General features: G+C 72.6%; 19 protein-coding genes and 1 pseudogene. 15 read left to right on the plus strand and 5 right to left on the minus strand.

All coding sequences use genetic code 11. The features are described from left to right. Nucleotides 1–63: 63 nt before the first annotated feature. The 5 genes from ABT085_RS23215 to ABT085_RS23235 all read left to right on the plus strand — a co-directional run bounded on the left by ABT085_RS23215 (nucleotide 64) and on the right by ABT085_RS23235 (nucleotide 5978). Nucleotides 64–753 carry a pyrimidine reductase family protein gene (locus ABT085_RS23215; RefSeq protein WP_351611089.1) on the plus strand — a complete coding sequence of 230 codons (690 nt, stop codon included), beginning with the start codon at nucleotides 64–66 and terminating at the stop codon, nucleotides 751–753. A 182-nt stretch (nucleotides 754–935) separates the two neighbouring features. Next, the gene (locus ABT085_RS23220; RefSeq protein WP_351611033.1) at nucleotides 936–1409 is read left to right on the plus strand and encodes an indole-3-glycerol phosphate synthase; all 474 of its coding nucleotides are present in this window, start codon (nucleotides 936–938) and stop codon (nucleotides 1407–1409) included. 77 nt (nucleotides 1410–1486) lie between these two features. Then, nucleotides 1487–2881, plus strand: a complete 1395-nt coding sequence (gene murC, locus ABT085_RS23225) for a UDP-N-acetylmuramate--L-alanine ligase (RefSeq protein ID WP_351611036.1) — start codon at nucleotides 1487–1489, stop codon at nucleotides 2879–2881. Nucleotides 2882–2906: 25 nt separating this feature from the next. Then, complete coding sequence (msrB, locus tag ABT085_RS23230) at nucleotides 2907–3314, plus strand: peptide-methionine (R)-S-oxide reductase MsrB (protein WP_351611039.1); 408 nt, start codon at nucleotides 2907–2909, stop codon at nucleotides 3312–3314. A 318-nt stretch (nucleotides 3315–3632) separates the two neighbouring features. After that, a complete protein-coding gene (locus ABT085_RS23235; RefSeq protein WP_351611040.1) occupies nucleotides 3633–5978 on the plus strand; it encodes a DUF4132 domain-containing protein in 2346 nt (781 codons plus the stop codon). A gap of 80 nt (nucleotides 5979–6058) precedes the next feature. On the opposite strand, the gene ABT085_RS23240 is transcribed toward ABT085_RS23235, so the two are convergent. Next, nucleotides 6059–7081: a LacI family DNA-binding transcriptional regulator gene (locus tag ABT085_RS23240; RefSeq protein WP_351611053.1), complete on the minus strand. Its 1023-nt coding sequence runs from the start codon at nucleotides 7079–7081 to the stop codon at nucleotides 6059–6061. Nucleotides 7082–7340: 259 nt separating this feature from the next. Between ABT085_RS23240 and ABT085_RS23245 the strand changes: the two genes are divergently transcribed. From ABT085_RS23245 to ABT085_RS23265, 5 genes are all read left to right on the plus strand, one after another. Next, nucleotides 7341–9332, plus strand: coding sequence for a glycoside hydrolase family 127 protein (locus tag ABT085_RS23245; protein ID WP_351611056.1), 1992 nt, complete (start codon nucleotides 7341–7343; stop codon nucleotides 9330–9332). Between the two features lie 216 nt (nucleotides 9333–9548). Then, entirely contained in the window at nucleotides 9549–10799 is a 1251-nt protein-coding gene (locus ABT085_RS23250; protein ID WP_351611058.1) for a sugar ABC transporter substrate-binding protein, read from the plus strand. 69 nt (nucleotides 10800–10868) lie between these two features. Then, the gene (locus tag ABT085_RS23255; protein WP_351611060.1) at nucleotides 10869–11846 is read left to right on the plus strand and encodes a carbohydrate ABC transporter permease; all 978 of its coding nucleotides are present in this window, start codon (nucleotides 10869–10871) and stop codon (nucleotides 11844–11846) included. Next, nucleotides 11843–12664 carry a carbohydrate ABC transporter permease gene (locus ABT085_RS23260; RefSeq protein ID WP_351611062.1) on the plus strand — a complete coding sequence of 274 codons (822 nt, stop codon included), beginning with the start codon at nucleotides 11843–11845 and terminating at the stop codon, nucleotides 12662–12664. Before ABT085_RS23255 ends, ABT085_RS23260 begins: the two co-directional genes overlap by 4 nt. Before the next feature lie 155 nt (nucleotides 12665–12819). After that, a complete protein-coding gene (locus tag ABT085_RS23265) occupies nucleotides 12820–14391 on the plus strand; it encodes an RICIN domain-containing protein (RefSeq protein ID WP_351611065.1) in 1572 nt (523 codons plus the stop codon). Nucleotides 14392–14435: 44 nt separating this feature from the next. Here ABT085_RS23265 and ABT085_RS23270 read toward each other — a convergent pair whose 3' ends face one another. The 4 genes from ABT085_RS23270 to ABT085_RS23285 all read right to left on the minus strand — a co-directional run bounded on the left by ABT085_RS23270 (nucleotide 14436) and on the right by ABT085_RS23285 (nucleotide 18388). Then, a complete protein-coding gene (locus ABT085_RS23270) occupies nucleotides 14436–15542 on the minus strand; it encodes a lysylphosphatidylglycerol synthase transmembrane domain-containing protein (protein WP_351611068.1) in 1107 nt (368 codons plus the stop codon). 136 nt (nucleotides 15543–15678) lie between these two features. Next, nucleotides 15679–16173: a DUF3515 family protein gene (locus ABT085_RS23275; protein WP_351611070.1), complete on the minus strand. Its 495-nt coding sequence runs from the start codon at nucleotides 16171–16173 to the stop codon at nucleotides 15679–15681. Nucleotides 16174–16253: 80 nt separating this feature from the next. After that, nucleotides 16254–17702 carry a sensor histidine kinase gene (locus ABT085_RS23280; RefSeq protein ID WP_351611073.1) on the minus strand — a complete coding sequence of 483 codons (1449 nt, stop codon included), beginning with the start codon at nucleotides 17700–17702 and terminating at the stop codon, nucleotides 16254–16256. Then, nucleotides 17699–18388, minus strand: a complete 690-nt coding sequence (locus ABT085_RS23285) for a response regulator transcription factor (protein ID WP_351611076.1) — start codon at nucleotides 18386–18388, stop codon at nucleotides 17699–17701. The genes ABT085_RS23280 and ABT085_RS23285 overlap by 4 nt, the downstream gene beginning before the upstream one ends. Before the next feature lie 151 nt (nucleotides 18389–18539). Here ABT085_RS23285 and ABT085_RS23290 point away from each other — a divergent pair. The 5 genes and pseudogenes from ABT085_RS23290 (at nucleotide 18540) to ABT085_RS23310 (ending at nucleotide 22971) form a co-directional block, all read left to right on the plus strand. Next, nucleotides 18540–19877: pseudogene (locus tag ABT085_RS23290) on the plus strand (ferredoxin reductase family protein). 35 nt (nucleotides 19878–19912) lie between these two features. Further along, the gene (locus ABT085_RS23295) at nucleotides 19913–20302 is read left to right on the plus strand and encodes an FMN-binding protein (protein ID WP_351611079.1); all 390 of its coding nucleotides are present in this window, start codon (nucleotides 19913–19915) and stop codon (nucleotides 20300–20302) included. Between the two features lie 217 nt (nucleotides 20303–20519). Further along, a complete protein-coding gene (locus ABT085_RS23300) occupies nucleotides 20520–21656 on the plus strand; it encodes an ABC transporter ATP-binding protein (protein ID WP_351611081.1) in 1137 nt (378 codons plus the stop codon). Further along, nucleotides 21653–22306: an ABC transporter permease gene (locus ABT085_RS23305; protein ID WP_351611084.1), complete on the plus strand. Its 654-nt coding sequence runs from the start codon at nucleotides 21653–21655 to the stop codon at nucleotides 22304–22306. The genes ABT085_RS23300 and ABT085_RS23305 overlap by 4 nt, the downstream gene beginning before the upstream one ends. Next, a complete protein-coding gene (locus tag ABT085_RS23310) occupies nucleotides 22303–22971 on the plus strand; it encodes an ABC transporter permease (RefSeq protein WP_351611087.1) in 669 nt (222 codons plus the stop codon). Before ABT085_RS23305 ends, ABT085_RS23310 begins: the two co-directional genes overlap by 4 nt. The last annotated feature ends 99 nt before the right edge of the window (nucleotides 22972–23070 follow it).

Here is a 23070-nt window from a genome sequence, read left to right on the forward strand (position 1 = left end):
GCCGGCCCCGCGTCCGGTGCTGCGCTCGGTGCCGCGTCCGGCGCCGGCGCCGTCGCCGGGGATCTGCCCGCGGGCCCGTCCGCGGAGCCCCGGGCCTGGCTGCGCGCCAACATGGTCTCCACGCTCGACGGTGCCGCCCAGCACGACGGCCGCTCGCAGCCCATCTCCAACGCCGCCGACATGCGGATCTTCGGCACGCTGCGGGCGCTGGCGGATGTGGTGCTGGTGGGCGCGGAGACGGTACGTCAGGAGGGGTACCGTCCGGCACGCGCGCGTGCCGAGTTCGCGGCGCGGCGCGCGGCCGCCGGGCAGACCCCGGCACCGGCCGTCGCGGTGGTCTCCGCCGGTCTGGACCTCGACTTCTCGCTCCCGCTGTTCACCGCGCCCCTGGTCCCCACCCTGATCCTCACCGGCGCCGCCGCGCCCCGGGACCGCATCGCGGCCGCGGAGAAGGCCGGCGCCCGGGTGCTGATCGCCGGTGACGGTGCCGGTGTGGAGCCGGCCCGCGCGGTCCGGGCGCTGGCGGAGCTCGGCCACACCCGGCTGCTGACCGAGGGCGGCCCGCGGCTGCTGGGCCAGCTGGTGGCCGCCGGGGTCCTCGACGAGCTGTGCCTGACCGTCGCCCCGATGCTCACCGCCGGTGCCGCGCAGCGCATCGCGGGCGGCCCCTCGGTGGCGGTGCCGAGCCGGTTCGCGCTGGTGTCCCTGCTGGAGGAGGACGGGTTCCTGTTCAGCCGGTACCGGCGGGTGTGACCGCCATCGGTGCAGGCCTGACCGAAAACGACGGAATGTGTCGTTCCGTTTAACTCCGGGCCGGGCACACTGAATCCGGCAGTACCCGTGCGATCACGGGGCAGGATGGTTTCCGCAGGGCCGTGCAAGGCCCCACGGAGGACAGAGGACCGGCCGGGTCCTCGAAGGAGAAGAGGCGCCTGGTGTTCAGAAGCGTGCTGATGATCGAGAAGGCCCTGACGTCCGTCGACGTGGAGTTCGTGACCACGCTGCACGGCGAGGAGGCGGTCGTCTTCCATGTCCTGCTCCAGCCGCGCGGCGACCAGGCGGACCGCCTGCTGCGGGCCATCGACGACATCGCGCTCGGCGACCTCGACGACGCCGCCCGGGAGGGCGAGACGCCGGAGGGGGAGGCCGCGAAGGAGCCCGCCCGGCAGGCGCTCGACGTGTCCCTGACGGCCCTGCGCGCGGCCGGCTGCGAGGCCGAGGGCCGGCTGGTCGAGGACCATCCGCTGGACGCCCTGAAGGTCCTGGTCGAGGAGACCGGGGCCGACGAGGTGATCGTCCTGACCGATCCCCACTACGTGGAGGAGTTCTTCCACCGGGACTGGGCCTCCAGGGCCCGGCACAAGGTGGGGGTGCCGGTGCTGAAGCTGTTCTCGCACAGCAAGGCGTGAGAGGGGTACCCGTGGCGGCCTTGCGCCTGCCCTAGGCTTAAGGCTCACGTTCGCCGCACCACTCCAGGGAGACGCACATGGCCCCGGGCCTTCCTACCGCCATGGACCGACCGCACTTCATCGGCATCGGCGGCGCCGGGATGTCGGGCATCGCCAAGATCCTGGCCCGGCGCGGGGCGAAGGTGGCGGGCAGTGACGCCAAGGACTCGGAGACCGCGCAGGCGCTGCGGGCGCTGGGCGCGACCGTGCACATCGGACACGCCGCCGAGCACCTCGCCGACGACGCCAGCTGCGTGGTGGTCTCGTCGGCGATCCGCGCGGACAACCCGGAGCTGGCCCGCGCCGCGGCGCTGGGCATCCCCGTCGTCCACCGTTCGGACGCCCTCGCCCGGCTGATGGACGGCCTGCGGCCGATCGCCGTCGCGGGCACGCACGGCAAGACGACCACCACGTCGATGCTGGCGGTCTCCCTCTCCGAGCTGGGCCTGGACCCGTCGTACGCCATCGGCGGCGACCTGGACGCCCCCGGCTCCAACGCCGAGCACGGCGCGGGCGAGATCTTCGTCGCCGAGGCGGACGAATCGGACCGCAGCTTCCACAAGTACGCGCCCGAGGTCGCGATCATCCTCAACGTGGAGCTCGACCACCACGCGAACTACGCGTCGATGGAGGAGATCTACGAGTCCTTCGAGACGTTCGTCGGCCGGATCACCGAGGGCGGCACCCTGGTGGTCTCGGCCGACCACGAGGGCGCGCGGGAGCTGACCCGCCGGGTCACCGCGGACGGCGTGCGGGTGGTGACGTACGGCGAGGCCGAGGACGCCGACGTGCGGATCCTGTCCGTGCTGCCCCAGGGGCTCAGGAGCGAGGTCACCGTCCTGCTGGACGGCCAGGAGATCACCTTCACCGTCTCCGTGCCCGGCCGCCACTACGCGAGCAACGCGGTGGCCGCGCTGGCCGCGGGTGTCGCGCTGGGTGTGCCGGTGTCCGAGCTGGCCCCGGCGCTGGCCGCGTACACCGGCGTCAAGCGCCGGCTCCAGCTCAAGGGCGAGGCGGCCGGGGTCCAGGTCGTCGACTCCTACGCGCACCACCCCACCGAGATGACGGCCGACCTGGAGGCGATGCGCGCCGCCGTCGGCGACGCGCGCATCCTGGTGGTTTTCCAGCCCCACCTCTTCTCCCGGACGCAGGAGCTCGGCAAGGAGATGGGCCAGGCCCTGGCCCTGGCGGACGCCTCGGTCGTGCTCGACATCTACCCCGCCCGTGAGGACCCGATCCCGGGCGTCACCAGCGAGCTGATCATCGAGGCCGCGCGGGCGGCCGGTGCGGACGTGACGGCGGTGCACGACAAGGCCGGCGTGCCGGGGGTCGTCGCGGGAATGGCAGGCCCCGGCGATCTCGTTCTCACCATGGGCGCGGGCGACGTGACGGACCTGGGCCCGCAGATCCTGGACCGCCTGTCGCGGGCCTGACCGAGAACCAGAGGGGCTGAGCTTCATGTCGTACGACGTCGAAAAGCCGGACGAGCAGTGGCGTGCGGAGCTGACCCCGGCCGAATACGCCGTGCTGCGCCAGGCCGCGACCGAACCCGCCTTCACCGGTGAGTACACCGACACCAAGTCCAAGGGCGTCTACTCCTGCCGCGCGTGCGGTGCGGAGCTGTTCACCTCGGAGACGAAGTTCGAGTCGCACTGCGGCTGGCCCTCCTTCTTCGACCCGAAGGACACCGACGCGGTCGAGCTGATCGCGGACCGCTCGCACGGGATGGTGCGGACGGAGGTGCGCTGTGCCCGGTGCGGATCGCACCTCGGCCATGTGTTCGACGGGGAGGGGTATCCGACGCCCACGGACCAGCGGTACTGCATCAACAGCATCTCGCTGCGGCTGGCGCCGGACGAGAGCTGACCGCAACCGTCCTACTCCGGACCGGCTGATGCCGGACCGTTCGACTCCGGACCGTATGACGCCCGCACGGAGAGTTCCGTGCGGGCGTCGTCGCGTTCACCGGTGCCGGTGCCGGTGCCGGTGCCGGTGCCGCAGGCGCAACCTGCTCCTCGAGTGGAAAGTCCTGAGGTTTCCGCAGGTCGATCGCGTTGTCAGTCCCCCCTGCCATGATCTCGCCATGTTCGACGACGCCTCGGTGGCCGGATCCCACAGGACCGACTTGACCGACTCGACCGACCTGCCCGACGGCATTCCCGCCGGCCGGGGAGAGGGAGTCTGATGGACCTCGCAGCCCGGCTGATGCGCGTGCTGACCGACCCGGACTTCGTGCCCGAGGAGCAGGACAGGCACCCGGATCTGTCGCAGGTCTCCGACGAGGAGCTCGGCAGCCTGCTCGTGGCGGCCTACCGGGCGGGTGCCTCGGCCGTGGGTGCGACGGCGATGGTCCGCTTCGCGGTCGAGCGCGCGGCCGAGTCGCGCCGGCCGCGCTATACGCCCGAGGCGTGCCGCCGGATGTTCGAGGCACTCGTCGAAAAATGCCAGGAGCACGGCTGGGCGGACCTCACCCGGGGCCTGGACGCGCTGGAGGGCTGCACGGGGCAGCTGCCCGACGTGTCCGAACCGGTCCGCACCCTGGTCGGGCTGTGGCTGGAGAAGGACACCGTGCGTCAGCCGTACGCGCTGCTCGCGGTCGCGGGGTTCGCCGACGAGGGGACACTGCGCGCGGCCGTGCGGCGCCTCTCCCGTGATGTGGGCCCCATCGTCGCGGACGAGATCGCGGTCATCGCCTCGCGCGCCCCGGCTGGTCAGGCGCAGCTGTCCGGGATCGGCCGGGACAGCAGGTTTGCCGCGCCGGGAGCGCATGTCTGGCGCAGATCGGCCGACAACCCCGGATACGCGGCGTTCGCCCGCCGTGCGCTGGAAGTGGCGGCCGACCGCACCGACGCGATCCGGGCGGGCGAGATCCCCTACCGGGCGGACAAGGCCTTCACGGACCGTGAGGTCACCACGCTCGGACAGGCCCTGCGGGTGGCGTTGCTGCGCGACGAGCCCTGGCTGCCGGAGTTGTTCGAGCGCCTGCTGCCCGGCGTCGCCCTCGCCCCGACGACGGCGAGGACACTTCCTTCGCAGGCCCTGCTGTACGAGGTGGTCCGCGCCGGGCAGGACTTCCCGACGCCCGAACTGGCGTCCGCGATCCGCACCGTGCGCCGGTCGGTCCGGCATGCCGGGGTGCCCAGACAGCTCGACAAGATGCTCAAGAAGGTCGACGCGGCCCTGGCCGAGCGCACCGCCGTGGCGCTGCGGCTGCCGCGGCTGGATTTCGACACCGCACCCGTCGCCGGCTCCGCCGCGGGCGGCGTCCTGCGCCGGCCGGTCGGGGACTACCGGGCCGTCGTCACGGTCACCGACACCGCCACGTTGACCTGGGAGAAGGACGGCCGCCCGCTGCGCAGCGTCCCGGCGCCCGTCCGTCGCGACCACGCCGCCCCGGTCAAGGAACTGCGCGACCTGGTGAAGCGGGTGAACGCCCAACTCGCCACCCTCGTACGCGCGCTGGAGGGCGGCTTCACCGCCGACGCCGTCCATCCCTACGGCTGGTGGCGCACCGAGCTGGCCGGGCACCCCCTCGCCCGCACCCTCGTACGCCGGCTGATCTGGGAGATCGAGGTCGCCCCCGGCCGGTGGCGAGCTGTACTGCCCCGGACGGACGAAGACCTTCCCGACGCGCCCGACGACGCCCGCGTACGCCTGTGGCACCCCATCCGCTGCGAGCCGGACGCCGTGCGGGCCTGGCGGGACCTGCTCATCGAACAGCGGATCCGGCAGCCGTTCAAACAGGCCTTCCGCGAGATCTACCTCCTCACCCCCGCCGAGGAGCGGACCCGCCTCTACTCCAACCGCTTCGCCGCGCACATCGTCCACTACCGCAGGATGTTCGCCCTGTTCAGGGCCCGTGGATGGAAGAGCGACCTGCTCGGCCCCTGGGACGGCGGGGACAGCGACGAGGCCGAGCGCACCCTGGCGGCCGGGGAGTGGCGGATCCGCTTCCTCCACGCCTGGGCCGACCGGTCCGGCGACGAGGAACTGGCCTCGACCGACCAGGTGCGCTTCGACCGCCGGGTGCAGGACGCCTGGCAGGAGGCACCGCTCGCCGACGTGCCGCCGCTGGTGTTCAGCGAGGCGATGCGCGACGTGGACCTCTTCGTCGGCGTGAGCTCGATCGCCGCCGACCCCGACTGGACCGACGGCGGCCCCCGGCGCGCCTACTGGGAACGGGCCTCCTTCGCCGAGCTGACCGGGAGCGCCGAGGCGCGCCGCGACGCCCTGGAGCGGATCCTGCCCCGCCTGGACATCGCCGACAGGTGCACGCTCGACGGCCGCTTCCTGACCGTCCGCGGCGATCTGCGCACGTACAGGATCCACCTGGGCTCGGCCAACATCCTGATGGCACCGGACGACAGCTACCTGTGCATCGTCCCGGCACGGCGCCCGGGGGACGGCAAGGTCTTCCTGCCGTTCGAGGACGACCGGCTGTCACTGATCCTCAGCAAGGCGTTCCTGCTCGCGGCCGACAGCCGGATCACCGACGAGTCCATCCTCGTGCAGATCGAGCGAGGTGCCTGACCGCGTCGACGGCAGCTCGCGGCGGCCGGCGCCGACCGCAACCGGCTGACGCCGGACCGGCCGGTCGGCCCCGCGCACCCTCAGCTGGACTCGCGCACGACCAGCCGGCACGGGACGGTGTGCACGCCCGGGGCCGGACCGGAGTCGATGGCCTCCAGCAGCCGCAGCGCGGCGATCCGGCCGATCTCGGCGAGATCCATGTCGATCGTGGTGAGCGGCGGGCGGCAGGCCAGGGCCATGGTGTCCCAGTTGTCGTAGCCGACGACCGCGATGTCACCGGGCACGCTCACCCCCCGCTCCCGCAGCGCGTCCGCCGCGCCGCGGGCGATCTGGTCGTTGCCGCAGAAGAAGGCGTCCGTGTCCGGCGCCGTACGCAGGACCGCCTCGGCGGCGCGACGCCCCCAGGCCTCGCTCCACTCCCCGTGGTGGACCCGGCCGGTCGCCAGGGTCAGCGAGGCACGCTCCAGGTGCTCGACCGCGTGCCGCGCGCGGTCCCGGGCGGCCGCGTGGTGCTCCGGGCCCGTGAGATGGGCGATCCGGGTGCGGCCGGTGGACAGCAGGTGCTCCATCGCGAGCCGGGCCCCGCCCCGGTCGTCGGACACCACCGAGGTGTCGGCCGGGTCGGTGGAGGGCGAGAGCGCGTAGACGATGGGGACGGAGTCGACCCCGGCCAGCGGCCCGCGTGGATCCGTACGGCGGCCGGTGACGATGATGCCGTCGACGCGCCGCTCCATCAGGTTGCGCAGATGGTGCTGCTCCCGGATCGCGTCCCCGCGCGTGTCGCACAGCAGCACCGAGATCTTCCCCGCCCCGAGCGCGTCCTCGGCGCCCAGCAGCACAGGGGTGCTGAAGCGGCCGATGCCGTCGGTGGTCATCAGCCCGACCGTCCAGCTGCGGCCGGTGTGCAGGTTCTGCGCCAGCTGGTTGGGCCGGAAGCCGAGCTCCTCCACGGCGTCCAGGACCCGCTGCCGGGTCTCGGGCCGCATCCGCCCGCCGCCGCTCAGCGCCTTCGACGCCGTGCCCACGCTGACCCCGGCCAGAGCGGCGACATCGGTGAGCTTCGCCCGGACTGCGACGGGAGAACGCGGAGCGGCTTCGGTCACGAGCAATCCTTTTCTCATACGACGTGATGGCGTGGTGGTGCGTCCGGGCGGCGCGCAGTGCGCGGGCATCGGCGCCCACCATCCTGACAGCCGTCCGGGCCGAGTTCCAGCCTACGGACAGCGGGAGAAAAACGCTGCGCGGCCCTTGACCCGGCTCGCTCGGCTCCCCTCTACTGTGGCGCTAGAGAAAACGGTTGCTCAACCATTTGCCCAACTGCCGGGCAGCCGCCCGCGTCCGCCTCTCACTCCCCGGAGAGCCATGCCCCGCACCCGCTCCGCCCTGCCCCCGACGGGCCCGGTCCGGCTCGGCCCGGACGCCCGTACCGCACTGCGGCCCGCCGTCGCCGAGGTGAGTTCCGGCTTCTGGCACACCCGCCGCGCGGTCAACGCGCACACCTCGATCCCCCAGGGCCCCGCCCTGCTCGAGTCCGCGGGAAACCTGCACAATCTGCGGCTGGCGGCGCCCGCGCCGCAGGCGCCGTCGGGTGCCGTGGCGCAGGGCGACTTCCGGGGCGCGTACCCCTTCGTGGACACCGACGTCTACAAGTGGCTGGAGGCCGCCGCCTGGCAGCTGGCCGAGGAGCCCGCCGAGGAACTGGCGGCCCACGCCGACCGGATCGTCGCGCTGGTCGCGGACGCCCAGCAGCCCGACGGCTACCTCAACACCTGGTTCCAGCTCCGCCGGGGCGGCGAGCGCTACCAGGACCTGCGCTGGGGGCACGAGCTGTACTGCGCGGGCCATCTGATCCAGGCGGCGGTGGCCCATCACCGGGCCACCGGACGGGACGAACTGCTCACTGTGGCACGCCGGTTCGCCGACCATCTGGACGCCACCTTCGGCCCGCCCGGCAGCGGCCGGCCGATCGACGGCGTCGACGGCCACCCCGAGGTGGAGACCGCCCTGGTCGAGCTGTACCGGGAGACCGGCGAACGGCGCTACCTCGACCTCGCCGGCTACTTCGTCGACCGCTACGGCCACGGCCTGCTCGGGGGCGAGGCCTACTGCCAGGACCGGGTGCCGCTGCGCGAGGCGACCGACGTCGAGGGACACGCCGTACGCCAGCTCTATCTGCTGGCCGGGGCGACGGACCTGGCCACCGAGACCGGCGACGCCGGGCTGCGAGCCGCCGCCGAACGGCTGTGGCGGGCCATGACCGCCGGCAAGACGCACCTCACCGGCGGCCTGGGCGCCCACCACGACAAGGAGGACTTCGGCGACCCGTTCGAGCTGCCCAGCGAACGCGCCTACTGCGAGACGTGCGCCGCCATCGCCTCCGTCCAGTGGAGCTGGCGCCTGGCCCTGCTCACCGGCGAGACCCGGTACAGCGACCTGATCGAACGCACCCTCTACAACGGCTTCCTCGCGGGTGTCTCGCTGGACGGCGAGAGCTGGCTGTACGTCAACCCGCTCCAGGTCCGCGACGGCCACACCGACCCCGGCGGCGACCAGTCGGCCCGCCGCACCCGCTGGTTCCGCTGCGCGTGCTGCCCGCCGAACGCGATGAGGCTGCTCGCGGCCCTCGGGCACTATCTCTCGTCCGCCGACGCGGACGGCCTCCAGATCCACCAGTACGTCACCGGCCGCTACCGCGGCGACCTCGACGGCACGCCCGTCGCCGTGACCGCGGAGACCGACTACCCCTGGCACGGGGTGATCTCCCTGACGGTGGAGGAGACTCCGCGGGACCGGCCCTGGACCCTGTCGCTGCGCATCCCGCAGTGGTGCCGCGAGTTCCGCGTGCGGCACGGGTCCCGTACGTACGACCGGACGGACGCCCCGGTCACGGACGGCTGGCTGCGGCTGGCCGGGACGTGGGCCCCGGGCGACCGGGTCGTCCTGGAACTCGGTCTGGAGGCCCGCCTCACCGCGGCCGATCCGCGCGTGGACGCCGTACGCGGCTGCGTCGCGGTGGAACGCGGACCGCTCGTGTACTGCCTGGAACAGGTGGACCACCCGGGTGGCGGCCTGGACGACATCGTCCTCGACCCGACCCGTCCGCTCGCCGTGAAGCACCGCCCCGACCTGCTCGGCGGGGTCACCACGGTGGTGGCCGCCGGACACCGCCGGCCGCTCCCGGACACCGGCTGGTGGCCGTACCGGCCCGTCGCGGCGACATCCGGGGCGCTATCCGGGGCGGCCTCCGGGGCCGGGCATCCGGCGGGCGACCCCGTCGAGCTGACCGCGATCCCGTACTACGCCTGGGCCAACCGGCAGGACGGCAGCATGCGCGTCTGGCTGCCGACCTCCTGAACCCACCCGGCTCCTGAACCCACCCGGCTCCTGAACCCACCCGGCTCCTGAACCGACCCGGCTCCTGAACCGACCCGGCTCCTGAACCCACCCGGCTCCCGGACCCACCCGGCTCCCGCACTCACCCGGTTCCTCGGCCCACCCGGCTTCCGAACCCGCTCCGGCCTCCCGAAACCCGTCCCGCTCTCCCGCATCCATGACAACGAGGTCACCGCAATGAGAAGCACCCGCCGCACCTTCCTCGCCTGCCTCGCCGCCGTCGGCACCCTCGTCTCCGTCTCCGCCTGCGGGGGCGGCGGCGCGGACTCCTCCGGCTCCTCCGCCGATTCGGGGACGTACACGTTCTGGGACCCGTACCCGCAGTTCGACGCCTCCTCGGACTGGGGCAAGCGCGTCGCCCGGTGCGGCACCGAGGCCGGGGTGACCGTCAAGCGCACCGGGTACGACACCACGGACCTGGGCAACAAGGCGCTGCTCGCCGCGCAGCAGGGCAACGACCCCGACGTGATGCTCGTGGACAACCCGGTCGTCTCCACGCTGGTGGAGGCCGGGATCCTCAACAGGACGAGCGACCTCGGGCTGGACACCTCCGCGATACAGCAGAACATCATCGGCGCGGGCATCCTGGACGGCGCCTCCTACGGGGTGCCGATCGGCGCCAACACCCTGGCGCTCTACTACAACAAGAAGATCCTGACGGCCGCGGACGTCGACCCCGCCTCCGTCAAGGACTGGGCCTCGCTGACGGCCGCCCTGAAGAAGGTCGCCGCGGCCGGGAAGAAGGGCATCACCTTCTCCGCGATCAACACGGAGGAAGGCAGCTTCCAGTTCCTGCCGTGGTTCTGGGGCGCGGGCGCCGACCTCACCGACCTCGACTCCCCGCAGGCGGCCGCCGCGCTGACGCTGTGGAAGCAGTGGGTCGACGCCGGCTACGCGCCCAAGGACGTCCTCCAGAACACCCAGACCACCAGCTGGCAGGAGTTCGCCACCGGCGAGTACGCCTTCGGCGAGAACGGCACCTGGCAGCTGGCCAACGCCGAGAAGGCCGGATTCGAGTACGGGGTCGTCAGCATCCCGGCACAGCACGGCGGTTCGGCGCCGGTGCCGACGGGCGGCGAGTTCGTCACCGTGCCCGTACAGCGGGACACCGCCCGCTACGCCGTCAGCAAGAAGATCGTCACCTGTCTGACCAGCTCGGAGAACCTGCTGGCCAGCGACACCGCCCTGACGTACGTGGCCCCCACCGCCGCCGTGCAGACCGAGCAGGTCGCGGCGAACCCGAAGCTCAAGCCGTGGGTCGAGGCCGTGGCCGCCGCCCGTGGCCGCACCAGCGGCGGACTGGGCACCAAGTACCCCGTCATCTCGCAGCCCCTGTGGACCGCGGTGCAGTCGGCCCTGTCCGGCGGCAAGAGCCCGAAGGACGCCCTCGCCACCGCGCAGACGGCGGCCGGGAAGGCCAAGGGCTGACGCCGGTCCGCGACCGGCTCGGCGGCCGACCCACCACCAGGCAAGCAGCACCCGCATCCAGGAGTTCGTATGACCATCGCCCGAGCCGACCGCCTGCCGGGGCGGTCACCGGCCGGAGCCGGGGCGACGGGCGCGGCCGGCCGGCGCGACGGGGCGGCCCGCCGCGGGCGCCGCCGCAGCCGGCTGACCGCGTCGGCCTTCGTCGCCCCGCTCGTCGTCTACCTCGCCGCCTTCTACCTCTACCCGCTCTACCGCAACCTCGACCTGAGCCTGCGGCACTACACGGTCCGGTCCTTCGTCGCGGGCGACGCCCCCTTCTCGGGCTGGGACAACTTCGCCCAGGTGCTGGACGATCCGGCCTTCGGGCCCGCGCTGCGCCACACGATGGTCTTCACCTTCATGTCCATCGCCCTCCAGTACACCGCCGGGCTGGCCCTCGCGGTCTTCTTCGACCGGCACTTCCGGCTCGCCGCCACCCTGCGGGCGCTGTTCCTGGTCCCCTGGCTGCTGCCGCTGATCGTGTCGGCGTCCACCTGGTCGTGGATGCTCAACAGCGAGTCGGGCGTGGTCAACTACGCCCTCCACCTGGTCGGTCTGCCGCCCGTCGACTGGCTGACCTCACCGGACCGGGCCCTGACCTCGGTGATCATCGCCAACGTCTGGATCGGTATCCCGTTCAACCTGGTCATCCTGCACAGCGGGCTCCAGAACATCCCGCGGGAGCTGTACGAGGCCGCCGCGCTGGACGGGGCGAGCGGCCGCCGGCAGTTCTGGAGCATCACCTTCCCCCTGCTGCGACCGGTCTCGGCGATCACCCTGCTGCTGGGCCTGGTCTACACGCTCAAGGTGTTCGACCTGATCTGGATCATGACCAAGGGCGGTCCCGGCGACTCCTCGTCCACCCTGGCCACCTGGTCGTACCAGCTCGGATTCGGCACCCTGCTGCCGCAGTTCGGCCCCGGGGCCGCCGTCGGCAACCTCCTCGTCCTCATCGCGTTCGTCTTCGGTCTGCTGTACATCCGCGTCCAGAGGAGGCAGGGAGCATGACCTCCCGCACCGGCTCCCGCCGGCTCACCGTGATCGGCGTCCTGCTCACCGCGCTCATGCTGTTCCCGGTGTACTGGATGCTGAACGTGTCCCTGACCCCGCAGTCGGACATGCGCAAGTCCCCGCCCGACCTGCTCCCGCTGCACCCCACCTTCGAGGGCTACCGGGCCGTCCTGCACGACCAGTTGCCCTACCTCGGCACCAGCCTGCTCATCGGCCTGGGCACGGTCGCCCTCACCCTCGTCCTTGCCGCGCCCGCCGGCTACTCGCTGGCGAAACTGCGTCCGCGCGGCGGCGGCCTGCTGAGCCTGGCCCTGCTGATCGCGCAGATGATCCCGGGCATCGTCATGGCGATGGGCTTCTACGGCATCTTCCTCGACGCCGGGCTGCTGAACTCCTGGTGGGGCCTGATCGTCGCGGACTCCACCATCGCCGTGCCCTTCGGCGTCATGATCTTCGCGGCGTTCATGTCGGGCATCCCCGACGAACTCACCGCCGCCGCCCGGATCGACGGCGCGGGCGCGTTGCGCGTCTTCTGGTCCGTCGTGCTGCCGGTGAGCCGCAACGCCGTGGTCACGGTCTCGCTGTTCGGCTTCCTGTGGGCCTGGTCCGACTTCGTCTTCGCCAACACCCTCGACGGCGGCGGCGATCTGCGCCCGATCACCCTTGGCATCTACCACTACATCGGCAACAACAACCAGGAATGGAACGCGATCATGGCCACCGCCGTCGTCGCCTCCGTACCCGCCGCCGTCCTTCTCGTCCTCGCGCAGCGGTACGTCGCCGCCGGGGTCACCGCGGGCGCGGTCAAGGACTGACGGCACGTCAGCCCCATCCCCGTCCCGCCCCCGTCCCACCTTCCTTCCGTCCCCCTTCCTCCCCTCCATGTCCGTCAGGAGAGCCGCCACCCATGTCCGCTCCGATATCCCGAACGGCCGTCCGCGGAAAGCCGTTAGGCCGGTCCGCCGCCTCCGTGGCCGTGGTGACGGCGCTGGCCGCCGCCGTGACCGCCCTGCCGGGCACCCCCGCCCAGGCCGCCCCCACCGCCGCCACCACGCTGGTCGTCCACGCGGCACAGAACCTGAGGTCCGTCACCCATGTCGCCACCGGCAGCCTCTACGGCCTCGCCGACGCGAGCACCCCCGCCGACAGCCTCGTCCAGGCGCTGAAGCCGAACACCTTCGTCCAGATGGCCCCCGGCGGAAGGCAGTTGCCCAACGGCGAGCCCAGGCCCGCCGGTGACTCCCTGGTGGTCGCCGCCAAGGCGGCCAGGGCCGGAGCAAAGGTGGTCGTCCGGATGCCCGACTGGTATCCGGACTTCCCGTACAAGTGGGTGAGCTGGAGCGACTGGCTGGCCGCCGTCGACACCCAGGTGGCCTCCGTCAAGGCGTCCGGCGCCGGCAACATCGGCGCGTACGAGCTGTGGAACGAGCCCGACTGGACCTGGGACACCGCCAATGCCGGTGCTTTCGACGCCGGTTGGGCCCGGACGTACAAGGAGGTACGCGCCAAGGACAGTGCCACGCCCATCCAGGGGCCCAGTCACTCGGCCTGGAACCAGGGCTGGATGAGTACGTTCCTCACCGACGCCAAGGCGTCGGGCACCGTGCCGGACGTCATCGCCTGGCACGAGCTTCAGGGCAGCCAGGACATCGCCGCGCATGTCTCCGCCTACCGCGCGCTGGAGAGCGGCCTCGGCATCAGCCCGCGGCCCATCTCCATCGAGGAGTACGGGACCCCGTCCGAGGTCGGTGTGCCCGGGGCCCTGGCGGGCTACGTCGCCAAGTTCGAGCGCGCCGGCGTCCGGGACGCGGAACTCGCCTTCTGGAACCACTACGGCACGCTCGGCGACACCCTGACCGACACCGGGGGATCGCCCAACGGCGCGTACTGGCTGTACAAGTGGTACGGCGACATGTCCGGGACGATGCTCACCACCACGCCCCCGGCGCAGACCGGCATCGACGGTGCCGCCTCTCTCACCGGCGACGGCAGGCAGATCGGTGTCGTCTTCGGCGGGGGCACCGGGGCCACGGCCGTGACCGTCGACGGGCTCGGCTCGCGGCCGGCGTTCGGCAGTACGGTCCACGTGAAGCTGGAGTACACCCCCTCCAAGGGTCGGACGACTGCCGTGGCGGCCCCGTTCACGATCTCCGAGGCCGACTACCCGGTCAGCAACGGCTCGATCACCGTGCCGGTCGCCATGAACGCCTCCGACGGCTACCACCTGGTCGTCACGCCCACCGGGACCTCCACCTCGCTGGCCGGCCGCTACCAGATCACCAACAGGAACAGCGGGCTCGCCCTGGACACCCTGAACGCCGGTACGGCCCAGGGCACGGCCGTCGTCCAGGCCACCCCCGCCTCCGGGACAGACCAGAACTGGACCCTGGTGGCGGCGGGCTCGGGGCTCTACCGGATCGTCAACCAGGCGAGCGGTCTGCTGCTGGGCATCACCAACGCGAGTACGGGCGACGGCGGTACGGCCCTGATCTGGGGTGACAACGGCACCGCCGACCACCTGTGGAAGCTGACCGCACGCTGACCTGCCCGCCCCGGGCGCCCTCCCCAGCCGTCGGCGCCCGGGGCTCACAGCACCTTGCGCTGCACGAGCGCCGAGAGCACCAGCGCGCCCGGGAGCAGCGGCACCCACACGGTCAGGACGCGGTAGCCGATGACGGTCGCCGTGGCCAGGCCCAGCGGGGCGCCGAACGCGGTCATGGCCAGCACCAGCGCCGCGTCCACGGGCCCGATGCCGCCCGGCGCGGGTACGGCCCCGACCGCGGTGCCCGCCGCCAGGAACGCGAACACCACCTGGGCCCAGGACAGCGGCAGCCCCAGCGAGGCGCCGACCGCGGCGATCACGCACCCCTGGAGCACCGGTGTGGCGGCCGAGCCGCCCCACAGGGCCAGCACCCGGCTGGGCCGGGTGTGCAGCACCCGCGCGTCGGACAGCGCGGTACGGACCAGGGCGAGGACCGGCCGGCGCAGCGGGCGCACCAGGGTCACCAGCAGCGCGGCCGCCGCCGGACCGGCCACCAGGCACACCGTGATCAGCAGCAGCGTCCCGTCGTCCGGTACCAGCGCGCCGAGCTCCAGCATGTCCGGGAAGGCCAGCACGAAGACGAGCAGGACCGGGATCTTCGCGATCGGCTTGGCCAGCGAGTACAGCGCGATCGAGGCGGTCGCACGGGCGAGGGGGATGCCCTGGCTCCGGTAGAAGCGCAGGGTGACGGCGTGCGCGCCGACGCTGGCCGGGAGCACGTGGTTGGCGGCTCCGGCGGCCAACTGGGAGGCGATCAGCAGCCCCGGTGGCAGCCGGTCCGGGATGGAGCCCTGCCGTACGACGGCGGCGGCCACCCAGCCCAGGCAGGTGAAGAAGAGGGCGAGCAGCAGCCACCAGGGGTCGGCGGAGGCCAGCCGGGCGGTACCGCCGCGTACGGAGGGCCAGTCGACCGCCGCCCACACGACGATCAGCAGGACCGGAAGCAGGACCGCGGCCCGGCGGAGGAGCCTGGCGGCCGCCGGGGAGCCGACGGGGGAGACGGCAAGCGCGGGCGAGGCGGGTGAGGCGGACGAGGTGCAGGGTGCGGGAGGGGAGAGCGCGGTGGCGGGCGGAGTGCAGGAGGGAGCGGCGGGGACGGAGGCGGGGGCGGGGAGCGGCCCTCGGGAGTCGTCGAGCGGCAGGAGGGACACGACGGCAACGTCCCCGTCCGGTGTGACGCAAGGGTGTCCGGGAATCGACGGAGCGTGGGCGAGCGGACGTCGCGGCCGCGGCAGCACCCCGGCCGAGCGGGCGCAGCGGCCGCGGGAGCACCCCGGCGGACCCGGCTCACACGTCCGTGTCCCCGATGCACCTCGCGCCCTGCGGAAGCGGTTTCACGGCCTTGCTGAGCTCCAGTAGCGCCGTGTCGGTCTCGGCGGTCCCGTCGGTGAGGGTGATCTCTACGGCCGGGTCGCGGCCGTAGGTGATCAGCACCTTGCGGCCGTCGTGGAACTTCGCGTCCTCGAGGACCCAGTCGACGCCGTCGACGCTCAGACATCTGTCGACCGTCGGCTGCGGCGGCCGCAGTCCACAGCGCAGGACCACCGCGCCGCCGCCCCACACGGTGACGCCGACGACACCGGGGTCGGACCGCCGCTGCCCGCCCAGCTCGGCCGGATAGTCCCGGGCGATCCGTGCGCACCGCGGGTCGTCACCCCGCTCGGCCGCCGTCATGCCGGGCCTGGCCGAATCCGCCTCGCGCACGAGGAGCAACGCCCCGGCCACCAGCCCGGACACGCCCAGACATATGACGGCGCGTGCCCTGCGAGAACGGACCTTCATCGCCTTGTGTCCCCCTGCCCGGCAATTCCGGTGGCAGAGCCGCACGCTACGCCCCGGGCTCCGGAGCCCCCGCACTCGGGTCAGCCGTCGTTGGGCGCGAGCGGCAGGCCGACCGTGAAGACGGTGCTCCCGGGCTCGTCGCCCAGCTCGATGGTGCCGCCGTGCGCGCGCACCAGCGATCCGGCGACCGACAGGCCCAGGCCGCTGCCGCCGCGGTCCCGGCTGCGGGCCTTGTCGACCCGGTAGAAGCGGTCGAAGACCCGGTCGCGGTCGGCGGCCGGTATCCCGGGGCCGGAGTCGGTGATCCGCACCACCGCCCGGTCGGCGGTGACGTGCAGGACGAGGGACACCGCGGTGCCGTCGGGAGTGTGCACGGCGGCGTTGGTGAGCAGGTTGTCCAGCACCTGCCGGACCCGCTGCGGGTCCAGCCGCAGCCGTACCGGCGCGGGTCCCGCCGTCACGGTCAGCGGATGCCCCGGGTGGCTCGCACGGAACGCGTCGGCCGCGTCCCCGACCAGCTCCACCAGATCGGCGTCCCGCATCCGCAGCGGCGTCTCCACCTCCTCGGCGTCCAGCCGCGCGAGCAGCAGCAGATCGTCCAGCAGGAAGCCCATGCGGGCGGCCTCGGCACGCAGCCGCGCCAGATGTCGGTCCCGTTCCCCGGGGGCGTTGGCGGCCGCGTACTGGAAGAGGTCGGCGTAGCCCCGTACCGACATCAGCGGGGTGCGCAGCTCGTGCGAGGCGTCCGCGACGAAGCGGCGCAGCCGCTGCTCGGCCCGCGCGCGCACCGCGAGGGAGTCGTCGATGTGCTCCAGCATCGTGTTGAACGCGACGCGCAGCTCCTCCACCTCCGGGCCGCCGCCCGGGGCGTCCGCGCGCAGCGGCAGCCGGGCCGCCGACCCGGTCAGGTTGTGCGAGGCGATGCCGTGCGCGGTGTGCGCCATCTCGCTCAGCGGCCGCAGCCCGCGCCGCAGCAGCGCCCGCCCGGCCACCACCAGGGTGAGCAGCGCGAGGGCGAACGCCACGACCTGCACGGTGATCAGCCGGCGCACGGTGGCGTCGATGCCGGCCGTGGGCGCGGCCGTCACCAGGACCACCCCCGGCTGCACCGCGCAGGCCCGCAGCCGGTAGGTGCCCGCCCCGTCGATCCGCACGGTGCGCTGGATCTCGTGCGGGGTGTTCGCCCTGAGCTCGGCCAGGGCGGTCAGCGCGCGGCTGTCGGACGGCACCTCGGCCGGGGTGCGCAGCACCGCCGAGGTCCCCGTCACGTCGTACACCGCCGTGTACCAGCCGTAGTACGGCTGGCGGGTCACCGTGCCGTGCGCCGCCGCGTCCTTGGACTGCACGACCTGGACCAGCTTCAGCTGCGCGGTCAGTTGGTGGTCCAGGTACTCGCGCATGTACATGGTCAGCGCGGTGCCGACGACGGCGAACACCCCCAGCGACAGCGCGCCCAGACCGAGCGCCAGCCGGGTGCCCAGGCGCAGCCTGCGATAGGCGTGCCGGAACCGGCCGAGCGCCGTGCTCACTGCGCCGCCTGCCGGACCGCGTACCCGAACCCGCGCACGGTGTGGATCAGCGGATCGCCCGTGGCGTCCAGCTTGCGGCGCAGCCGGCTGACCACCAGCTCCACGACGTTGGAGCGGCCGCCGAAGCCGTACTCCCACACATGGTCCAGGATCTGCGCCTTGGTCAGGACGGCCGGCGACCTGCGCATCAGGTAGCGCAGCACCTCGTACTCGGTGGGCGTGAGAGTCAGCAGCAGGCCGTCGCGCCGCACCTCACGGGTGTCCTCGTCCATCGTCAGGTCCGCCACCCGCAGCACCGGCCGCCGGAACCCGGGCCCGGTGCTGCGCCGCAGCACGGTGCGCAGCCGGGCCATCAGCTCCTCCACCGCGAACGGCTTGACCAGGTAGTCGTCGCCGCCCCGGGTCAGCCCCGCCACCCGGGCGGCCACCGTGTCGCGTGCGGTGAGGAACACCACCGGCACCATCGTCCCGGAGCCGCGCAGCCGGTCCAGGACACCGAAGCCGTCCACGTCGGGCAGCATCAGGTCGAGCACCACGATGTCCGGGTGGAACTCGGCGGCCCGGCGCAGCGCCTCCTCGCCCGAGTGGGCGGTGACCGCCTCCCAGCCCTCGTAGCGGGCGACCGTCGCCACCAGGTCGGCGATCGGCGGGTCGTCGTCCACGACGAGCAGTCGTACCTTTTCCACCCGCTCATAGTGCTTCACCCGGTCCCGGCCGCCGGGGCGGGGGCGCCGTCGTGGACACTTCGATAACCACTTGAAAGATGAACGACAGCAAAATGACAGCTCCGCGCGGACAAGCTCGGACTCCCCGGCCCCGATCAAGGAGCTACCGCCCGTGACGACCGTCCAATCGCCCCCCGCGCCTCCTACGGCGCTGCGCCCCAGGGTGGTGGCGCGCACCGGCCTGTACGCGGTGCTGGCCGCGAACGCGGCCGCGGTCGCCTGGTTCTTCGCCCAGGCGGGCTTCGCCTCGAACGCCCTGATCGTGCTGGGCCGGCTCGCCGGTCTGTACGGCGCGCTCCTGATGGCGTTCCAGCTGCTGCTGGTGGCCCGGCTGCCCTGGCTCGACCGCCGGATCGGCATGGACCGGCTGACCTCCTGGCACCGCTGGACCGGCTTCGGCGTCCTGTGGAGCCTGCTCGCGCACGTCGTGTTCATCGCCTTCGGCTACTCCGACTCCTCCGGCATGGACCCGGTGAGCCAGGTCGTCGACCTCGCCGAGACCGTCGAGGGCGTGCTGCGGGCCGTCGTCGCCCTCGCGCTCCTCCTCGTCGTGGGCGCCGCCTCGGCCCGCTGGGCCCGGCGCAGGCTGGCGTACGAGACCTGGCACTTCGTCCACCTGTACACCTACGTGGCCGTCGTCCTGGCCTTCACCCACCAGGTCGCGGTCGGTACGACGTTCACCGCGTCCTTTGCCGCGAAGGCCTACTGGTAAGCCGTGTGGGGCCTGGCCCTCGGCGCGGTCGTCGTCGGCCGGGCCGTGCTGCCGCTGTGGCGCAACCAGCGGCATCAGCTCCGGGTGTCGGCCGTCGTCCCCGAGTCGGACACCGTCGTCTCCATCCACATCACCGGACGCGACCTGGACCGGCTGCCCGCCCGGGCCGGCCAGTTCTTCCTGTGGCGGTTCCTCACCAAGGACCGCTGGTGGCAAGCCAACCCGTTCTCCCTGTCGGCCGCCCCGGACGGCCGCTCGCTGCGGCTCACCGCCAAGACCGCGGGCGACGGCACCGCCGCACTGCGGCACCTGAAGGTCGGCACGCGCGTCTTCGCCGAGGGCCCCTACGGCGCGTTCACCGCGCTGCACCGCACCCGGCCCGAGTCCCTGCTCATCGCGGGCGGTGTCGGGGTCACCCCGATCAGGGCGCTCCTGGAGGAACTGGAAGGTCACGCCGTCGTCGTCTACCGCGTCGCCACCGACCGGGACGCGGTGCTGTACGACGAACTGCGCGAACTGGCCCGGGCCAAGGGCGCCGAACTGCACCTGGTGACCGGCCCGGTCAGCCCCGACAAGCTCGCCCCGGCCGAACTCGCCCGGCTGGTGCCGGACATCGCCGACCGGGACGTCTTCCTGTGCGGACCGCCGCCCATGATGAACGCGGTGCTCGCCTCCCTGCGGGCGCTGGACGTGCCGGGACCGCAGATCCACTTCGAGCGTTTCAGCCTGGCGGGATGACGAGGACCGAGGGAAAAGGGAAAGAGGGAAAGACCGTGAAACGAGCGATACCCGTCCTGGTCCTGAGCGTCGCGGGCCTCGTCCCGGTGTGGCGCTACGAACCCTCCGGCGCGACGTCGTCCACGCAGGCCGCCGGGCCGGCCCGCACGTCGACGTCCGGGTCCTCGGAGGTCGTCACGGGTTCGACGGTGAACACCGTGGAGGGCCCGGTACAGGTGGAGGTGACGTTCGAGGGCGACAGGATCGCCTCCGTACGGATGCTCCGGCAGCCGAACCACCCGCAGACGACGGCCGCCGTACCGAAGCTGATCACGGAGACGCTGCAGGCGCAGAGCGCGGACATCGACACGGTGTCCGGCGCGACGTTCACGAGCGACGGCTACCGGAAGTCGCTCCAGGCGGCCATCGACGCGCAGGGCGCCTGACGCGCGGCGCGGCGAACACGTCACGGGATTCCCGGTCTCGCCGCGTCCCGCGCACTCCGGACCTCCGGCGGCCGCCGCGCCACAGGACGCACCCCGGGAGCCGCAGTCCACAGTGCCGTGACAAACCCGGTCTAGACTCTCCCCGCATCGGCCCGGCAACGACGACCGTGACCGAAGCAGGGCCATTTCCTGCCAAACCCGAAGGGTATTCGGCGTTTTGATACGGATAGATTCAGTCACCAAGCGGTACCCGGACGGCACGGTCGCGGTCGACCGGCTCTCGTTGGACATCCAGGACGGCTCGATCACCGTCCTCGTCGGTCCCTCGGGCTGCGGGAAGACCACGACCCTGCGCATGATCAACCGGATGATCGAGCCGAGCGAGGGCACCATCCTCCTCGACGGGGCAGACATCCGGCAGCAGCCGGTCAACACCCTGCGCCGCTCTATGGGTTACGTCATCCAGAACGCCGGTCTCTTCCAGCACCGCACGATCGTCGACAACATCGCCACCGTGCCGCGGCTGCTCGGCTGGGGCAAGGACCGGGCCCGCACCCGGGCCCGCGAGCTGATGGAACGCGTCGGTCTCGACGCCTCGCTCGCCAAGCGCTACCCCTACCAGCTCTCCGGCGGCCAGCAGCAGCGCGTCGGGGTGGCGCGGGCGCTCGCCGCCGATCCGCCGGTGCTGCTGATGGACGAGCCGTTCTCCGCCGTCGACCCCGTCGTGCGCAAGGGACTCCAGGACGAACTCCTGCGCATCCAGGCGGAACTGGGCAAGACCATCGTCTTCGTCACCCATGACATCGACGAGGCGGTCAAGCTCGGCACGATGGTCGCCGTGATGCGCACCGGCGGTCACCTCGCCCAGTACGCCCCGCCCGCCGAACTGCTCTCCGACCCGGCCGACGCCTTCGTCGAGGACTTCCTCGGCTCGGACCGGGGCATCCGGCGGCTGTCCTTCTTCCCGTCCGGCGGACTGGAGCTCCAGACGGCTCCGGTCGTCGCCCTCGACGCCGACGCCGGGAAGATCGCCGCGCGCGGCTCGGCCTCCGGCGCCCCCTTCCTCCTCGTCACGGACCTGGACGGCAGGCCCCTGGGCTGGGGCGACCCGAAGGACCTCGCGGCGGGGGAGATCGAGCCCGGCCGACTGCTGTCCCACGGACGGCCGTTCGTGCACGGGAAGGACTCGCTGCGGGACGCGCTCGACGGAGCCGTGCTGTCGCCGACCGGCTGGGCGGTCGGCGTGGACGGCACCGGACGGGTCGTGGGGGTGGTGTCGCAGCAGGCCGTCGGCGAGGCGATCCGCAGCGCGCACGCCCTGGACCGCGGCGACGAGGCACGGACCGTCCGGTGAGCGGCTTCTTCGACATCCCCAGCGACCTCCAGCACACCTACGCGGGTCTGATCGGTCTGCATCTGCGTGAGGCGCTGGTGCCGGTCCTCGTCGGGCTGGCCGTGTCGCTGCCCGTCGCCCAGCTCTGCGTCCGCTTCCGCTGGCTGTACCCGCCCGTGCTGAGCGTGACCACCGTGCTGTACGCGATCCCCTCGCTGGCCTTCTTCGTGGTCCTGATCGACTACACCGGCCAGAGCGAGACGACGGTGATGATCCCGCTCGCCGTGTACAGCATGGTGCTGCTCGTGCCGGCGATCGTCGAGGGCGTGCGGTCGGTGCCGCCGGAGACCCTGGCCGCCGCCACCGCCATGGGCTTCGGACCCGTACGCCGTTACGTCCAGGTGCAGTTGCCCATCGCCGTGCCCGCGATCATCGCGGGCCTGCGGGTGGCCACCGTCTCCAGCATCAGCCTGGTCAGCGTCGGCATGCTGATCGGCAACCAGGGCGCGCTGGGCAACCTGCTGCACGACGCCCAGATCTACAACCGTCCCGAGCTCGCGGTGAACTCCGTCGCGACGACGGCCGTGCTGGCGATCCTGGCCGACGCGGCGCTGGTGGCCGTACGGCTGCTGCTGACCCCCTGGATGCCGAAGGAGAGCACGGCCCGGTGAACCTGCTCCAGTTCGTCCACGCCTTCTTCGGCGACGGCTCCCACTGGCACGGCTACGACGGCATCCCCACCCGGGTCCTCGAACACCTCCGGTACTCCCTGGAGGCGCTCGCCATCGCCGCCGCGATCGGACTGCCGGTCGGCCTGGTCACCGGGCACTACGGCCGGGGCGGCAACGCCCTCGCCCTGATCGCCACCGCGGGCCGGGCCCTGCCCACCTTCGGCCTGCTGGTGCTGGTGGTCACCTGGCTCGGCTTCGGCCTGGGGCCCGTGATGATCCCGCTGGTGATCCTCGCCGTCCCGCCGATCCTGGTCACCACCTACGAGGCGGTCCGCTCCGTCGACCCCGCCCCGGTGGACGCGGCCCGGGGCATGGGGATGCCCGAGCCGCGGATCCTGTTCCAGGTGGAACTGCCGGTCGCCCTCAGCCTGATCCTCGGCGGCCTTCGCTCGGCGGCCGTCCAGATCGTCTCGACGGCCACCATCGCCGCGTACGTCGGACTCGGCGGGCTCGGCCGGTACATCATCGACGGCCTCTACCAGCGCAACTACGAGAAGGTCGTCGGCGGTGCCACCCTGGTGGCCGCGATGGCACTCGCCACCCTCGCGGTGTTCTGGGCGGTGGGCAGGCTCGCGGTGTCCCCGGGGGTACGGCGCGGCACCTGACGGCCGCCGGGCCCGCGCCCGGGCCCGAGTTGTCCCGTGCCGGGCCCGGCGTGTTGTGCGCCCGCGCGGGAGGTACCAGGGCCTGTGCGGCGGGGGATT

Origin of the sequence: Streptomyces sp. NPDC002265 (assembly GCF_040296125.1) — a bacterium.
Classification (GTDB): domain Bacteria; phylum Actinomycetota; class Actinomycetes; order Streptomycetales; family Streptomycetaceae; genus Streptomyces.

Bases quoted from the DNA above. Each gene is read 5' to 3' on its own strand.
- ABT085_RS23235 (WP_351611040.1), top strand. From the start codon at position 3,633: ATGGACCTCGCAGCCCGGCTGATGCGCGTGCTGACCGACCCGGACTTC.
- ABT085_RS23260 (WP_351611062.1), top strand. From the start codon at position 11,843: ATGACCTCCCGCACCGGCTCCCGCCGGCTCACCGTGATCGGCGTCCTG.
- ABT085_RS23255 (WP_351611060.1), top strand. From the start codon at position 10,869: ATGACCATCGCCCGAGCCGACCGCCTGCCGGGGCGGTCACCGGCCGGA.
- ABT085_RS23245 (WP_351611056.1), top strand. From the start codon at position 7,341: ATGCCCCGCACCCGCTCCGCCCTGCCCCCGACGGGCCCGGTCCGGCTC.
- murC (WP_351611036.1), top strand. From the start codon at position 1,487: ATGGCCCCGGGCCTTCCTACCGCCATGGACCGACCGCACTTCATCGGC.
- msrB (WP_351611039.1), top strand. From the start codon at position 2,907: ATGTCGTACGACGTCGAAAAGCCGGACGAGCAGTGGCGTGCGGAGCTG.
- ABT085_RS23275 (WP_351611070.1), bottom strand. From the start codon at position 16,173: ATGAAGGTCCGTTCTCGCAGGGCACGCGCCGTCATATGTCTGGGCGTG.
- ABT085_RS23250 (WP_351611058.1), top strand. From the start codon at position 9,549: ATGAGAAGCACCCGCCGCACCTTCCTCGCCTGCCTCGCCGCCGTCGGC.